Raw genomic sequence first — 14,944 nt, forward strand, 5'->3', positions numbered from 1 at the left:
CACCGAGGGTGCTGACCGACTACATTCAGGCGGCCGGATATCGATCAGGGACCAGAGGGGGACAGGTCAATGGTGTACGTCAAGCTGGAGAGCGACTGGACCGACGGCAACGGGGTCAGCCACGTCGCGGGCGACTCGGTGGACGTCGACGCCGCCACGCTCGCCACGCTGCAGGCCGAGGGCATCGTCAGCGAGCAGACCCACGGCCCGGGTGGTGACGGCAAGGGCCCGGACAAGTGGGCCGGGCCGGGCAGCTCCGGGGTGTGACCCCACGTCGATGACGCCGAAACGGCCGGGTCGCCCACTGGCGACCCGGCCGTTTCGTGCTGCTCGTGAGGTGTCAGCGATCGCTCATGCCGGCGCGGCGGCGTAGCGCTGCCACGTCGGTCACCACGATCCGGCGCCCCTCCGTACGCAGCCAGCCGCGGCTGGCGAACGAACCGATCGCCTGGTTGACGCTCTGCCGGGAACCACCGGCCATCTCGGCCAGTTGACTCTGGTTGAGCTCGATCGTGATCATCGGTGCCTGGCTCTCGCCGGCCAACCGGACCAGTGTCTTGGCCACCCGGCCCGGCAGGTCGAGGAAGACGTGGTCGGCGTTCTGCTCGGTCAGCCGGCGGATCAGCCCGCCCAGCGAGCGCATCACCGCGTCCAGGATGCGGGGGTTGGAGTGCACCAGCTCCATGAACGCGCCCCGCGAGAGCGCGAGCGCCGCGCAGTCCTCGATGGCCTCGGCCGAGGCGGACCGGGTGGACGCGTCGAGCAGGGAGACCTCGCCGAGCACGTCCGGTGGACGGATCACCGACAGAACGGCCCGCTCGCCGGTGGGTGCCGTGCGGAAGACGGCCACCGCGCCGCGGCGCAACACGATCAGCGACTCACCCGGGTCGTTCTCCACGAAGAGCAACTGGCCCTTGCGGTAGGTACGCGGGACGGCGGCGGCGATGACGCGCTGCCGAACCTCGGGTTCCAAACCAGCGAACATCTCAACACCCGTGAGCGCGTCACCCGGCTCCGGCAGGCGCATCTCCACGGCCCAACCCCTCCCCGGTCAAGGACCACAAACTCGCTCACCGGGTGAACCTGATGGCCCTGACAAGGTGAACTGACACCGATTCGGCATCCGGTAGCGGTACACATCAGATCATGACGGTCCGGTCGCTTGCTGTACACCCCTCGAAGCACTTCCGTGACCGTCGCGAGCTGCCGCGTACCGTCATTGAAGTGCCGCTGCGGCCCGTCACCAGCGTTGCGGCGGCCCCCGCCGGGGGCGGCCCGGCGGCGGTGGGCGAGGATGGCCGGAATGGTCTACCGCTATTTCTACGACTGCGAGTTCATCGAGGACGGCACGACCGTCGACCTCGTCTCGATCGGTGTCGTCGACGAGTACGGCCGCGAGTTCTACGCGGTCTCCACGGAGTTCGACGATTCCCGTGCCGTGCCCTGGGTCCGGCGCAACGTACTGGACAAGCTGCCGTCCCCGGCCGACCGGGCCTGGCGGTCGCGTGAGCGCATCCGCGACGACCTGTACGACTTCCTGGTCGAGCCGATTCGGGACCGGCCGGGGGAGCAGTTGGAGCTGTGGGCCTGGTACGCCGCGTACGACCATGTGGTGCTCGCCCAGCTCTGGGGTGCGATGCCGGCGCTGCCCCGGGAGATTCCCCGGTACACCAAGGAGCTGCGGCAGCTCTGGGACGACAGTGGTCGGCCGACCCTGCCGGACGCCGACGCGGCCCGGCATGACGCTCTGGTCGATGCTCGGCACAATCTGGCCCGCTGGCGGGCGATGACGGCCGGCGGGCGATGACGATCCGCCGAGCGGCGGTCGTACTGTCGTAGGTTTGGCCGGTTCTGTCCCGGGCATCGGATCGACCAGTCGATCCGAGGGAGAGTGCAATGAGCAACCAGCCGACCAGCGCCGCCGAGGCTCGGGCCCGGGTCACCGAGCTGGCCCGGGCCGCGCGGATCTGCATGCTCACCACTACTGCTCTGGACGGGCGGCAGGTGAGCCGGCCGATGGGGCTCCAGGAGGCTGAGTTCGACGGCGAGCTGTGGTTCTTCGCCCACGCCGAATCGGCCAAGGTCCGCCAGCTCCGGGTCAATCCGGAGGTCAACGTCGCCTTCTCCGACCAGAAGCACAACGCCTGGGTGTCGATCTCCGGCACCGCCACCGAGGGATTCGATCGGGCGCGGGCCGAGCGGCTGTGGAACCCGCTGCTCAAGGCGTGGTTTCCCGATGGGCTGGACACCCCGGGGCTCACCTTGATCAAGGTGCACGCCAGCTCCGCCGAGTACTGGGACTCGGCCAGCAGCGCCGTGGTCAACCTGCTCGGCTACGCGAAGGCCGCCGTCACCGGGCAGCCGCCGAAGGTCGGCGAGAACCACGAGGTGACGTTCTGAGCAGCGATCGCCGGCCCGTCGCCCCGGGGCGCGCTGTCGTCGCACCGGCGGGCCGACTACAGTTCGCAGTGACGGCCCGCCCCGGGCCGGCAACGGCGCCGATGGTCTGATCTGACACATACCCTGGGGCAATTCGGGCTTTACCTGATGCTCCAGGAGGATGTGCGGATCATGCGTATCGGCGTGCTCACCGGCGGCGGCGACTGCCCAGGTCTCAACGCGGTCATCCGGGCGGTGGTCCGCAAGGGCGTCGCCACCTACGGTCACGAGTTCGTGGGCTTCCGGGACGGCTGGAAGGGCCCGCTGGAGGGTCTGTCCCGGCCCCTCGGCATCGCTGACGTCCGTGGCATCCTGCCCCGCGGCGGCACCATCCTCGGCTCGTCCCGGACCAACCCGTTCAAGATCGAGAACGGCGTCGAGCGGATCAAGGACAACCTCGCCACCCAGGGTGTCGACGCGCTGATCGCGATCGGCGGCGAGGACACCCTCGGCGTGGCCACCAAGCTCTACGAGCTGGGCGTGCACGTGGTCGGCGTGCCGAAGACGATCGACAACGACCTCGGCGCCACCGACTACACCTTCGGCTTCGACACCGCTGTCAACATCGCGATGGAGGCCATCGACCGCCTGCACACCACCGCGGAGAGCCACCACCGCACCCTGGTCGTCGAGGTGATGGGCAGGCACGCCGGCTGGATCGCCCTGCACGCCGGCCTGGCCGGCGGCGCCAACGTGATCCTGCTCCCCGAGCGGCAGTTCGACGTCGAGCAGGTGGCCGGCTACGTCGAGAAGCGCTTCCAGCACCAGTACGCCCCGATCGTCGTGGTCGCCGAGGGCGCCCAGCCGCTGGACGGCCAGATGGTCCTCGCCAACCAGGAGCTGGACTCGTTCGGCCACGTCCGCCTCGGCGGCATCGGCCAGTGGCTCGCCGAGCAGCTGGAGGCCAAGACCGGCAAGGAGGCGCGCACCGTGGTGCTGGGCCACATCCAGCGCGGTGGCACCCCGACCGCCTTCGACCGGGTGCTCGCCACCCGCCTGGGTCTGCAGGCCATCGACGCGGTGAACGACGGTGACTGGGGCAAGATGGTCGCGATGCAGAGCACCGACATCGTCCGGGTGCCCCTCGCGGAGGCCACCCGCGAGCTGAAGACCGTGCCGCTGGAGCGGTACGCCGAGGCCGAGGTCTTCTTCGGCAGCTGATCGACTGTTGGCGGCACGGCGGGCCTGCGGGTCCGCCGTGCCGCGACCAGACGCGAGGGGGTACGGGCCGACATGTCAGCCGGGGTGCACACGGTCGCGGTCATTGGCGCGGGCAAGATCGGCGAGCTGATGCTCTCCGGGCTGCTGCGCTCGGGATGGCCGGTGGGCCGGCTGCTGGCCACCGCCCGCCGGCCGGCCCGCGCCGACGAACTGACCGCCCGCTACGGCGTACGGGTCGTCGACAACCTGACCGCTGTGGACGAGGCGGCGGTGCTCGCGGTCTCCGTGAAGCCGCAGGACGCCGCCGCGCTGCTCGACGAGATCGGCCCCAAGGTGCCTGCCGACAAGCTCGTCATCTCGCTCTGCGCCGGCCTGCCCACCAGCTTCTTCAACCGCCGGCTGCCCGAGGGCACCCCGGTGGTCCGGGTGATGACCAACACCCCGGCGCTTGTCGACGAGGCGATGACGGCGATCTCGGCGGGCGCGTACGCCACCGGGGCGCACCTGGCGTTGGCCGAGGAGATGTTCAAGCCCCTCGGCCAGACGATCCGGGTGCCCGAGTCACAGCAGGACGCGGTCACCGCGCTCTCCGGCTCCGGGCCGGCCTACTTCTACCTGCTGGTCGAGGCCATGATCGACGCGGGAATCCTGCTCGGGCTGCCCCGGCAGGTGGCGCACGAACTCATCGTGCAGACCGCCATCGGTTCCGCCGTGATGCTGCGGGACTCCGGGGAGCACCCGGTCAAGCTGCGCGAGGCGGTCACCTCGCCGGCCGGCACCACCATCTCCGCGATCCGGGAGTTGGAGAAGCACGGCGTACGGGCGGCGCTGCTCGCCGCGCTGGAGGCCGCCCGGGATCGCGCCCGGGAGCTGGCCGCCCAGGCCGACTGACCCGCTGGCCGTGTCGGGGCTGGATGGCCGCGTTCAGGGTGGGTGACAGTTGGGGTGCGTCGCGGGGCCGCGTGTGCCGCATACTGGCCCGGTGTTCACACTTGCCCAGGCCCGGCACCTGGTGGCCACCCTGCAGCCGCGCGTCGACGAGTTGATCCGGGTCCGGGCCGACCTGGCCGAGCTGCGCGCCGACCTGGCCGACCACGGTGTGAGCGCGCTCGGCGGGCTGGCCGAGGTCAAGGGTCTGGAAGCTCGACTGCATGCCATCGTCGACGAACTGCACCAGCACGACATCCAGGTCAAGGGCATCGCCCCGGTCCTGCTCGACTTTCCCGGCGAGCGCTCCGGCCGCGCCGTGCTCTGGTGCTGGTTGGAGGGCGACTCCGACGTGCGCTGGTACCACCGCGCCGAGTGCGGCTTCGCCGGCCGCCGCCCGCTCTGACCCGGTCGTCACCCCTCGGTCACCGCGAACACCACGACGTTGTCCCGGTAGTGCCCGCTGCGCCGGTCGAAGTCGCCCCCGCAGGTGACCAGCCGCAGTTCCGCGCCGGGCGTCGGCCCGTAGACCGCTTCCGTCGGAAAGCGGTCTTTGCGGGTACGCAGCGAGCCGGTCACCCGGAACGGCAGCCGCTGCCCGTCGCGCCACACCTCGACCCGGTCACCGGGGCGCAGCTCACCGAGCCGGGCGAACACCGCCGGACCGCGCCGCGAGTCCAGGTGCCCGGCGAGCACGGCCGGGCCGGTGTCGCCGGGCGCCGGGCCGCCGCCGTACCAGCCGGCGGTGCCGAAGTCGCTCGGTGGGATCAGCGCACCGGCCTGGTCCAGGCCGAGCACGGTGAGGGTGGAGTCGACACCGATGCGCGGTACGCGTACCCGCGTGGGTGGACCGTGTGGCGCGGGCGCGGCGGCCGTCGGTGGACAGTCGTCGGTGCAGCCGGGGTGCCAGGTCGCCACCGGTGGCGGCGGCTCGGCGTCGGCCAGCCCGACCCCGGCGCCGGCGGCCAGGCAGACCGCCGCGCCGGCCGCGACCAGCGCGGCCGGCAGTATCCGGCGGTCACGATGCCGCCGGATCGACGGGTCGGGCCCGGTCTTCACCAGGTGGTGCGCCGCCGCCGGCGCCACAACAGCACTGTCATCGCGACGGCCGCCGCGGCCAACCCACCGGCCACCAGGGGGTACGCGTCGAGTCCGCCGCTGGCGGTGCCGCCAGCGCCGGTGTCCACCCCGCCGGCGGGAACGACGGTGCCGCCCTCGGCGTCGCGGCGCAGTTCAGCGGTGAGCCCGCCCTGCTTCGCGTCCAGCACCAGCAGCGAGTAGACCGCACCGCCGGTGAGCCGCACCTCGGCGTTGGTGCTCGGCCCGTCGGCACCCGCCAGCCGCAGCCGCCAACTGCCCGGCTCGACCTGCTCGTACTCGGTCGTGGACGCGAACTGCACGTCGTTGGCGATCATCGGACCGCCCGCGGCGGCCACGTCCAGCACCGGGGTGCGCACGGAAGCCTGCACGACACGGACCTTGGCGCGGCCCTGCGTGGGCGCGCTGAGGTCATCGTTGAGCACCCGCAAACCCAGGTCCGCGTGTCGGCCGACACCGGCGACAGTGAACGCGTCGCCGCTGGTGACCGCGACTTCGGTGGTGAGCACCGGGGGGTCGCTGGCGGGAGCGCCGGCCTCCCGCATCGCCACCGCGTACCGGCCGGGCGCCAGCTTGAGATAGTCGGAGACCACGCCGTAGCCGACCCCGGGGAAGACCTTCGGTTTCGCGGCGTCCGGCGCGGCCAGGTAGACGTCGACGGCCGGGGTGTCCGGGGAGAGGTGGGCGAGCCGGACGTATCCGACGGTGTCCGGGCCGGTCGCGGCGCTGGCCGGAATGGGCGTGCCGGCGGCGGCGAGGGCGGTGGTGATCAGGAGCGCGCCCGAGCCGGCCAGTAGCCGGCGGGGGAGGGTACGGAGCGTGTACATGTCGCCTCCGGAAGCACTTTCGGTGAGCGGGCGGCAACCCAGAGAACAGGGTCCCGTGCGCGGGACTGCAACGCAAGTTGCCGAGGAGATGTTTCTCGACGTGTCCCCGCGCCCGCCCCTCCTCGCCCGTCGCCCCCGCCCCTCTTCGCAAGATCCGCGCAACTTCGGCGAAACTGCTGCCTCATTCCGTGCTGAGGCAGCAACTTCGCCGGAGTTGCGCGGATCTTGGCTTCTCGACATGGGCGCGAGGGCGAGCGACAGATCGCTACCGCTCCCGGACGGCGAGGAGGCCGAACAGGTCGGGGACTCCGCCCGGGCCTGCCTCGGCGACCCGGACCAGCCGCAGACCGGCGGTCCAGGGCAGAGGGGTCGACGTCTGCGACCAGGGGCCGCCGGGGCGGTCGTACTCCCTTATTCTCGGTCGATGCGGGATCGCCGGGTGGCGCTGGTGTGGACGGCCTTCGTCGTCGTCGCGCTGGTGTCCTGCGTGCTCGTCCTGCGGCGCGAAGACCGCCTCTCCGACCTGCACATCTACTACGGCGCACTGTCCGATCTGCACGCTGGTCGCCCGCTGTACGAGTTCCGGGCGGCCAACGGCGGGCCGTTCACGTATCCGCCGTTCGCCGCGCTCGTGCTGGGTCCGATCACCGGCGTGCCTGAGGGCGTACTGCAGGGGATCTGGCTGGTGGCGACGTGCGCGGCGGTCGTCGCCATCGCCGGGGCGGTCGGTGTCGCGCTGACCACCCGGCGGTCCCGGCGGCCGTTTGTGGTGGCGGTGGCCGCCACGGTGCTGATGCTCTCCGCGCCGGTGCAGAGCAACCTGCGCTTCGGTCAGGTCAGCGTCTTCATCGTGCTGATGGCCCTGCTCGACGGGATGGGCGTCGTTCCGCCCCGGCTGCGCGGGACGCTGGTGGGGGTCGCCGCGGCGATCAAGCTGACCCCGCTGCTGTTCGTTGTCTACTTCCTCGCCACGGGTCGCTATCGCGACGCCGCCCGCGCGGCGGCGACGTTCCTGGCCTGCGCGGGTCTCGCCGCGATGGTGCTGCCCGGTGAGAGCTGGACGTACTGGACCGAGGCCGTGCGGCAGACCTCGCGGATCGGCAACCTCGCCTCGCTGGGCAATCAGTCCCTGCACGGGATGTTGCTGCGCGTCGGCGTCGACGAGGCGACGTTGCCAGTGCTCTGGGCCGGTCTGGTGGCACTCGTGTGCGCGGCGGCGCTGCTGCGGGCCCGACAGTTGACGGTGCGGGGCCGCCCGGGGCACGCGGCGGTGCTTGTCGGCTGCGCCACCGTCGCCGCGTCCCCGGTGTCCTGGACCCACCACCAGGTGTGGCCGGTGCTCGCCGCGATGCTGCTGATCGGCGCGTCCGGTGTCACCCAGCGGGCCGCCGGCGTGGCGCTGCTCGCCGCCATGGTCGTCTCGTTGGGTGCGGTCCTCAGCCCGGTGTCCACGCGGCCGGGTGTGCAGTTCCTCTTCGAGAACGCCCGGGCGATCGGGGTGAGCCTGCTGTGCCTTGTCGGCTTCGGCGGTGTCGCGGTCGCCGCCAGCCGGACGTCTCGCCGGCCGGCCGGCGGGCGGGGCTGGTTGCGGGTGGGCGTCACGGCCACGGTGGCTGTCGCGTTCTTCGCCGTGCAGCCGCTGCCCGCCGGGGCGGACCCCACCTTCAAGGCGTACGCCCTCGACGACGTGGTCAATCCGCGCTACTTCTTCGTCTGCCGTGGCCCGGTCGAGTGCGCCGCCTATGGCACCGGCGCGCCGGTCACCTTCGGCACCCGCGCCGAGAAGACCAAGGTCCGGGTCAACGGGGTGGTCTCCCCGCAGGTGAGCCGCCTGGAATACTATTCCGCGCCCGGCGGAGCGCCCCGGGCCATTCCGCTGCTCGACGCGTACCCGGGAAGTCGCACGTTCTCGTTCCGTTCGGCGAACATGGCGCAGGGCCGGCTGGTCGCGTACGCCTCGGACGGCCAGCCGATCGCCAGCTACGACGAGGAACTCGCCGCCGCCCTCCGGACGGCCACCCGGTAGGTGGTCGCGGGGAGGGCGGCGGCGTGGCTCAGCGGGTCGCGGCGGCCAGGGCGGCGCGCAGCTTGTCGGCGTCGGCCGGTGCCGGGTGCTCCCAGTCGGTGGGGCTGGCGGAGTAGAGCGTGCCGTACGCCGGGGTGTCCGGCTGGTAGCGCCACCCCTCGGCGAGCGCGCCGACGTCCACTGCGTCGTAGCCGATCCGGTCCAGGAAGGCCGTCACCTCGGCCTTCGCGGCGGCGTCGTCACCGGCGATCGCGAGGGCGCTGCGGTCGGCGGCACCGGACGGCCGGGGGAGCGCGGCCAGGCCCTTGAAGTTGATGTTGTTGAAGACCTTGACGACCCGGGAGCCGGGCAGGTGTCGCTGGAGCAGCTCGCTGCTTGTGGTCTCGCCCGAGTCCAGTTCCGGGAAGGTCCCGTCGCGCTGCGGGTAGTAGTTGTTGGTGTCGATGACGACCTTGCCGGCCAGCGGCTCCACGGGCACCGCGCGGTACGCCTTCAGCGGCACGGTGACCACCACCAGGTCGCCGACCTGCGCCGCGTCCTGTGCCGTGCCGGCGCTGGCGTGCTCGCCCAGCTCGTCAACCAGGTCCTTCAGCGTCTCCGGGCCGCGTGAGTTGCTCAGCACCACGTCGTAGCCGGCGTCCACGGCCAGCCGGGCCACCGTGCTGCCGATGTTGCCGCTGCCGATCAGTCCCACAGTTGTCATGCTCGTCCCAACTCCGTCCACCCACGCGTGTTCCGACAGTGGTGGTGGTCACCCCGGTTGCCCGGCTGCGCCGCGAGCCCGTCCTGCCCAACGTACTGCTCACCCCTGTCGCCGACCGGCTCTCCGGGGACGTTGCCACTCTCCGGTGACGAGCGGTCGCCCGCCCTCTCAGGCAGGGAGGACCTTGGTGATCGCTGCCTGGAGGTCGGTGGACTCGGGGGTGACAGTGGGGGCGAAGCGGGCGGCGACCGTGCCGTCCGGGGCCACCAGGAACTTCTCGAAGTTCCACCGGACGTCCCCGGCGTGCCCGTCGGCGTCCGGAGTGTCCACCAGCGCGGTGTAGAGCGGGTGCCGGTTCGGACCGTTGACGTCGACCTTCTCGGTCAGCGGGAAGGTCACCCCGTAGTTGACCTGGCAGAAGTCGCTGATCTCGGCGGCGCTGCCCGGCTCCTGCCCGGCGAACTGGTTACACGGCACGCCGAGCACCACCAGGCCGCGCTCGGCGTAGGAGTCGGCGAGCGTCTGAAGGCCGGCGTACTGCGGGGTGAGGCCGCAGCGGGAGGCCACGTTGACGACCAGCAGCGCCTTGCCGCGGTAGCTGGCCAGTTCGGCGGGGCCGCCGTTGAGGGCGTCGATCGGGATGTCGAAGACGGTCATGGCCCGAGGCTACGCGCCGACCGGGCAGCGGCCCGGAGGCGGGCGGAGCGGGGGCAATCCACGCATCAGGGGAAATCGAAACATGCACATCTTGACGAAGTGATGACGCCGTGAGTACCGTCTCACCATCTCTTTTGGAAAGTTTCCTAACAGTTCGGGAGACGCCTCATGAAAAGATCGCTCCGCCGGGCCCTCTGGGCCGGTGCCGTGGTCGCCGTGACCGTCGCAGCGGTGCCGATGACCACCGCGTTCGGCGCCGGCAGTGTCACCACCACGTTCACCAGAGCACAGGACTGGGGGACCGGTCACGAGACCAAGGTGACCGTCACCAACGGGTCGAGTGCCACCGTCAGCACCTGGCGCGTCGAGTTCGACCTGCCGTCGGGTACCACCATCAGCAGCGCCTGGGACGCCGACGTGACAAGCAGCGGCAACCACTACGTCGCGGTCAAGAAGAGCTGGGCCGGGGGCCTCGCCCCGGGTGCCTCGTTCAGCTGGGGTTACAACGGCACCGGCGCCTACAAGGCGCCGCTGAACTGCACCGTCAACGGCGCACCCTGCGGCGGCGGCACCCCGACCAGCCCGCCGACCACGAGCGCACCGACCACCGCCCCGCCCACCACGGCGCCGCCCACCACCGCACCACCCACCACGCCACCCCCGACCACCACCCCGCCCAACCCGGGCGGCAAGAAGGTCGTCGGCTACTTCGCCGAGTGGGGCGTCTACGGACGCAACTACCACGTCAAGAACATCCAGACCAGCGGCTCGGCCGCCAAGCTGACCCACATCCTGTACGCCTTCGGCAACACCACCGGCGGCCGCTGCGCCATCGGTGACAGCTACGCCGACTACGAGAAGGCGTACACGGCGGCGGAGAGCGTGGACGGCGTCGCCGACACCTGGGACCAGCCGCTGCGCGGCAGCTTCAACCAGCTCCGCAAGCTCAAGCAGATGAACCCGCACCTCAAGGTGATCTGGTCGTTCGGTGGCTGGACCTGGTCCGGCGGCTTCACCCAGGCCGCGCAGAACCCGGCCGCGTTCGCCGAGAGCTGCCACAACCTGGTCGAGGACCCGCGCTGGGCGGACGTCTTCGACGGCATCGACGTCGACTGGGAGTACCCGAACGCCTGTGGCCTGACCTGCGACACCAGCGGTCCGAACGCGTTCAAGAACGTGATCGGCGCGCTGCGGTCGAGGTTCGGGTCCAGCGCCCTGGTCACCGCCGCCATCACCGCGGACGGCAGCAACGGCGGCAAGATCGACGCCACCGACTACGCCGGCGCCATCGGCAACCTCAACTGGCTGATGCCGATGACCTACGACTACTTCGGAGCGTTCGCCGCCCAGGGTCCGACGGCACCGCACTCCCCGCTCACCTCGTACACCGGCATCCCGCAGCAGGGCTTCAACTCCGACGCGGCGATCCAGAAGCTCAAGAGCAAGGGCGTCCCGGCCAGCAAGTTGCTGCTCGGCATCGGCTTCTACGGTCGCGGCTGGACCGGTGTCACCCAGGCCGCACCGGGTGGCAGCGCCACCGGGGCGGCACCGGGCACCTACGAGGCGGGCATCGAGGACTACAAGGTCCTCAAGAACACCTGCCCGGTCACCGGCACGATCGCCGGCACCGCGTACGCCAAGTGCGGCAGCAACTGGTGGAGCTACGACACCCCGTCGACCATCAACGGCAAGATGACGTACGCGAACAACCAGGGCCTCGGTGGCGCGTTCTTCTGGGAGCTCTCCGGTGACACGAGCAACGGCGAGCTCATCGGCGCCATCAAGGGCGGTCTCGGCTGAGTCGGAGACCGGCGCACCACCCACACGGCGGGGAGGGGCCCGCACCGCTCCTCCCCGCCCGTGACCCGACGGCCCGGTCGACGCCCAGCGTCGGCCGGGCCGCCGTCGGTGGGGTCGGGTCAGCTCGATGTGGCAGACTCGCGGCTCGGCAGGTCTCGATCTCACAGTCGACGGAGGTGGTCATGCGTCCGACCCACCGCAGGCTGGCGGCAACCGCCGCCGGGCTGGTGCTGCTGCCGGTCGCCCTGGCCGGCTGCGGGATCGGCGACGACGCCAAGGACGAGCCGCCCGCCAAACCCGCGCGCGCCCCCGCCGAGGAGGCCGCCGCCCGCTCCCGGGAGCGCGTGCAGGCGTACCTCGACGCGATGACCGCGAAGGACGTCGCCGCCGGCCGCAGCCAGCTCTGCGCTCTCCTGCACGACGGCTTCGACCTGGCCGCCACCGGCCCCAACGGCGACTTCGCCGATCACTTCCAGGTGCCCGAGGCGGCCATCACCGACATCCGGTCCGGTCCGCTCGGGCAGGAGGTCAGCGTCTCGGTCTCGGTCAGCACCGGCAAGCGCACCGTCGCCCGGCCGCTGGTGTTCACGGTGACCCGGCAGGGCAGCGACTGGTGCATCGCCGGGGAGTCGCCGGGCGGCGGCCCGGCCGCCAACCCGACGCCGACCGAGGTCGTCCCCACCCGCGCGTCCTGACCAGCGTCCGGCGGGTTGATCTCCCATCTGCCGGAACCGTCCCCCTCGCCCCCCGGGCACCCCGACCGTCGCCGTACGCTTCCTGTCATGCGCCATGAGTGGCATCAGCTGAGCCATCCCGCGGTGGGCAGCCCGGGCCTGCAGACCAGCCGACCGACAGTCGACTCCGCCGAGGACGCCGCGCTCGGCCTGGACCGATGGCGGGAGCTGCCCCGCGAGCAGGTCCCGCCGTGGTCCGACCCGGCAGCCGTCGCGGCGGTCTGCAAGGTCCTCGACACCGTGCCGTCGGTCGTCGCGCCCTACGAGGTGGACCAGCTCCGGCAGAAGCTCGCCCTGGTCTGCGAGGGCAAGGCGTTCCTGCTCCAGGGCGGTGACTGCGCGGAGACGTTCGTCGACAACACCGAGAGCCACCTGCTGGCCAACGCCCGCACCCTGCTCCAGATGGCGATCGTGCTCACCTACGGCGCGTCCCTGCCGGTGGTCAAGGTCGCCCGGGTCGCCGGGCAGTACACCAAGCCCCGCTCACTGCCCACCGACGCGCGCGGCCTGCCCGCCTACCGTGGGGACATGATCAATTCGCTGGAGGCCGACCCCGTCGCCCGGATCGCCGACCCGCAGCGCATGATCCGGGCGTACGCCAACTCGGCGGCGGCGATGAACATGCTCCGGGCGTACCTCGCCGGTGGGCTCGCCGACCTGCACGCAGTGCACGACTGGAACAAGGGCTTCGTGCGGACCTCCCCGGCGGGGGAGCGCTACGAGGCGATCGCCCGGGAGATCGACCGGGCGCTGGCCTTCATCCGGGCCTGCGGGATGACCGACGACGAGGCGTTGCGGACCGTCACGCTCTACTGCTCCCACGAGGCGCTCGCCCTGGAGTACGACCGGGCGCTCACCCGGGTCTCCGACCGCCGGGCGTACGGGCTGTCCGGACACTTCCTCTGGATCGGCGAGCGCACCCGGCAGATCAGCGGCGCGCACATCGACTTCATCTCCCGGATCGCCAACCCGATCGGCGTCAAGCTCGGCCCGAGCACCTCCCCGGACGAGGCGATCGAGCTGTGCGAGAAGCTCAACCCGGACAACATCCCCGGCCGGCTCACCCTGATCAGCCGGATGGGCAACCATCGGGTGCGCGACGCCCTGCCGCCGATCGTCGCCAAGGTCACCGCCGCTGGCGCGAAGGTGGTCTGGCAGTGCGACCCGATGCACGGCAACACGCACGAGTCGTCAAACGGCTACAAGACCCGGCACTTCGACCGCATCGTCGATGAGGTGCTCGGCTACTTCGAGGTGCACCGGGGGCTGGACACCCACCCCGGTGGCCTGCACGTCGAGTTGACCGGCGAGGACGTCACCGAGTGCCTCGGCGGCGCCCAGGGCATCGAGGACCTCGACCTGCCCGACCGGTACGAAACCGCCTGCGACCCCCGACTGAACACCCAGCAGTCGTTGGAGTTGGCGTTCCTGGTCGCGGAGATGCTCCGTGGCTGACGCGAAAAGTGAGGACGACAGTGGCTGACCTGTTCGTGGACCTGCGCTCCGACACGGTGACCCGACCCACCGCCGGGATGCGGGAGGCGATGGCCACCGCCGAGGTCGGTGACGACGTCTACGGCGAGGACCCGACCGTCAACGCGCTGGAGGCCGAGGTCGCCGCGCTGTTCGGGCACGAGGCGGCGCTGTTCGCCCCGAGCGGGTCGATGGCCAACCAGATCGCCCTGCAACTGCTGGTGTCGCCCGGCGACGAGCTGCTCTGCGACGCCGACGCGCACGTGGTCACGTACGAGATCGGCGCCGCTGCCGCGTACGGCGGCATCTCCTCGCGGACCTGGCCCGCGGTCGGCGCGGACATCGACCCGGAGAGGGTGGCCGCGATGATCCGGCCGGACGGCTACTTCGCCGTGCCCACCCGCGCGATCGCCGTCGAACAGACCCACAATCGCGGCGGTGGCGGGGTGATTCCGCTGGCCACCCTGCGGGATCTGCGCGGAGTCGCCGACGACGCGGGCGTCGCGTTGCACTGCGACGGCGCCCGGATCTGGCACGCGCACGTCGCCGACGGGGTGCCCCTGATCGAGTACGGCCGGCTCTTCGACACCCTGTCGGTGTGTCTCTCCAAGGGCCTCGGCGCGCCGGTCGGTTCGCTGGTGGTGGGCAGCGCGGAGAAGATCGAACGGGCCCGGATGATCCGTAAGCGGATGGGTGGCGGCATGCGTCAGGCTGGCATCCTCGCCGCCGCCGGCCGGTACGCGCTCGCGCACCACGTCGACCGCCTGGCCGATGACCACGCGAGGGCGGCCCGGCTGGCCGAGGCCGTCGCGCCGTTCGGCGTGCTGGCCACCACGGTCCGCACCAACCTGGTCGCACTCGACCTGACGAAGCACGCACTGGACGCGCGTGCCCTGGCCGTCGCCGCGCGGGCCGAGGGCGTACTCGTCTCGGTGCTCGGCCCGCGCACCGCCCGCCTCGTCACCCACCTGGGCGTCGGCGACGCGGACATCGACCGCGCGGTCGCGGCCCTGCCCCGCATCCTCGCCGCGTCCTGACCTCCGGCCGGCACCCTGCCACGACCCGGTGATCAAGAGGTTCGCGTCAGATTCCGGCCCCC

Annotated in this window: 16 protein-coding genes; 11 read left to right on the top strand and 5 right to left on the bottom strand. The window is 71.6% G+C overall.

The annotated features are described in order from the left end of the window. The first annotated feature begins 69 nt into the window (after positions 1 to 69). Positions 70 to 267, top strand: a complete 198-nt coding sequence (locus ABZU25_RS23830; RefSeq protein ID WP_355031577.1) for a hypothetical protein — start codon at positions 70 to 72, stop codon at positions 265 to 267. Positions 268 to 340: 73 nt separating this feature from the next. Here ABZU25_RS23830 and ABZU25_RS23835 read toward each other — a convergent pair whose 3' ends face one another. Next, a complete protein-coding gene (locus tag ABZU25_RS23835; RefSeq protein ID WP_088988366.1) occupies positions 341 to 1,033 on the bottom strand; it encodes a Crp/Fnr family transcriptional regulator in 693 nt (230 codons plus the stop codon). A gap of 270 nt (positions 1,034 to 1,303) precedes the next feature. Between ABZU25_RS23835 and ABZU25_RS23840 the strand changes: the two genes are divergently transcribed. The 5 genes from ABZU25_RS23840 to ABZU25_RS23860 all read left to right on the top strand — a co-directional run bounded on the left by ABZU25_RS23840 (position 1,304) and on the right by ABZU25_RS23860 (position 4,933). Beyond that, positions 1,304 to 1,807, top strand: a complete 504-nt coding sequence (locus ABZU25_RS23840; protein WP_355031622.1) for a polyadenylate-specific 3'-exoribonuclease AS — start codon at positions 1,304 to 1,306, stop codon at positions 1,805 to 1,807. An 89-nt stretch (positions 1,808 to 1,896) separates the two neighbouring features. Beyond that, positions 1,897 to 2,400 (top strand): pyridoxamine 5'-phosphate oxidase family protein, encoded by a 504-nt coding sequence (locus tag ABZU25_RS23845; RefSeq protein ID WP_355031578.1) that lies wholly within the window; start codon positions 1,897 to 1,899, stop codon positions 2,398 to 2,400. A gap of 171 nt (positions 2,401 to 2,571) precedes the next feature. Further along, on the top strand, positions 2,572 to 3,600 hold the full coding sequence (locus ABZU25_RS23850) for a 6-phosphofructokinase (protein WP_355031623.1): 1,029 nt from the start codon (positions 2,572 to 2,574) through the stop codon (positions 3,598 to 3,600). A 72-nt stretch (positions 3,601 to 3,672) separates the two neighbouring features. Further along, positions 3,673 to 4,491, top strand: coding sequence for a pyrroline-5-carboxylate reductase (proC, locus tag ABZU25_RS23855; RefSeq protein ID WP_355031579.1), 819 nt, complete (start codon positions 3,673 to 3,675; stop codon positions 4,489 to 4,491). Between the two features lie 91 nt (positions 4,492 to 4,582). Further along, positions 4,583 to 4,933, top strand: a complete 351-nt coding sequence (locus ABZU25_RS23860; protein ID WP_355031580.1) for a DUF2203 domain-containing protein — start codon at positions 4,583 to 4,585, stop codon at positions 4,931 to 4,933. Positions 4,934 to 4,941: 8 nt separating this feature from the next. Here ABZU25_RS23860 and ABZU25_RS23865 read toward each other — a convergent pair whose 3' ends face one another. Continuing rightward, positions 4,942 to 5,613 carry a class F sortase gene (locus ABZU25_RS23865; protein ID WP_355031581.1) on the bottom strand — a complete coding sequence of 224 codons (672 nt, stop codon included), beginning with the start codon at positions 5,611 to 5,613 and terminating at the stop codon, positions 4,942 to 4,944. Beyond that, positions 5,583 to 6,452, bottom strand: coding sequence for a DUF4397 domain-containing protein (locus ABZU25_RS23870; RefSeq protein WP_355031582.1), 870 nt, complete (start codon positions 6,450 to 6,452; stop codon positions 5,583 to 5,585). Before ABZU25_RS23870 ends, ABZU25_RS23865 begins: the two co-directional genes overlap by 31 nt. 424 nt (positions 6,453 to 6,876) lie before the next feature. On the opposite strand from ABZU25_RS23870, the gene ABZU25_RS23875 reads away from it, so the two are divergent. Next, the gene (locus ABZU25_RS23875) at positions 6,877 to 8,478 is read left to right on the top strand and encodes a glycosyltransferase 87 family protein (protein WP_355031583.1); all 1,602 of its coding nucleotides are present in this window, start codon (positions 6,877 to 6,879) and stop codon (positions 8,476 to 8,478) included. Positions 8,479 to 8,506: 28 nt separating this feature from the next. Here the strand turns inward: ABZU25_RS23875 and ABZU25_RS23880 are convergent, their stop codons facing one another. Further along, positions 8,507 to 9,202 (bottom strand): NADPH-dependent F420 reductase, encoded by a 696-nt coding sequence (locus tag ABZU25_RS23880; RefSeq protein WP_355031584.1) that lies wholly within the window; start codon positions 9,200 to 9,202, stop codon positions 8,507 to 8,509. Positions 9,203 to 9,349: 147 nt separating this feature from the next. Further along, positions 9,350 to 9,838: a glutathione peroxidase gene (locus ABZU25_RS23885; RefSeq protein WP_355031585.1), complete on the bottom strand. Its 489-nt coding sequence runs from the start codon at positions 9,836 to 9,838 to the stop codon at positions 9,350 to 9,352. 168 nt (positions 9,839 to 10,006) lie between these two features. Here ABZU25_RS23885 and ABZU25_RS23890 point away from each other — a divergent pair, with 168 nt between their 5' ends. From ABZU25_RS23890 to ABZU25_RS23905, 4 genes are all read left to right on the top strand, one after another. After that, complete coding sequence (locus ABZU25_RS23890) at positions 10,007 to 11,638, top strand: glycosyl hydrolase family 18 protein (RefSeq protein ID WP_355031586.1); 1,632 nt, start codon at positions 10,007 to 10,009, stop codon at positions 11,636 to 11,638. Between the two features lie 182 nt (positions 11,639 to 11,820). Continuing rightward, positions 11,821 to 12,333, top strand: coding sequence for a hypothetical protein (locus ABZU25_RS23895; protein WP_355031587.1), 513 nt, complete (start codon positions 11,821 to 11,823; stop codon positions 12,331 to 12,333). A gap of 87 nt (positions 12,334 to 12,420) precedes the next feature. Then, on the top strand, positions 12,421 to 13,827 hold the full coding sequence (locus tag ABZU25_RS23900) for a class II 3-deoxy-7-phosphoheptulonate synthase (RefSeq protein WP_355031588.1): 1,407 nt from the start codon (positions 12,421 to 12,423) through the stop codon (positions 13,825 to 13,827). 20 nt (positions 13,828 to 13,847) lie between these two features. Next, entirely contained in the window at positions 13,848 to 14,882 is a 1,035-nt protein-coding gene (locus ABZU25_RS23905; protein ID WP_355031589.1) for a GntG family PLP-dependent aldolase, read from the top strand. The last annotated feature ends 62 nt before the right edge of the window (positions 14,883 to 14,944 follow it).

Source organism: Micromonospora sp. NPDC005215 (assembly GCF_040607915.1).
In the GTDB taxonomy this organism is placed as follows: domain Bacteria; phylum Actinomycetota; class Actinomycetes; order Mycobacteriales; family Micromonosporaceae; genus Micromonospora.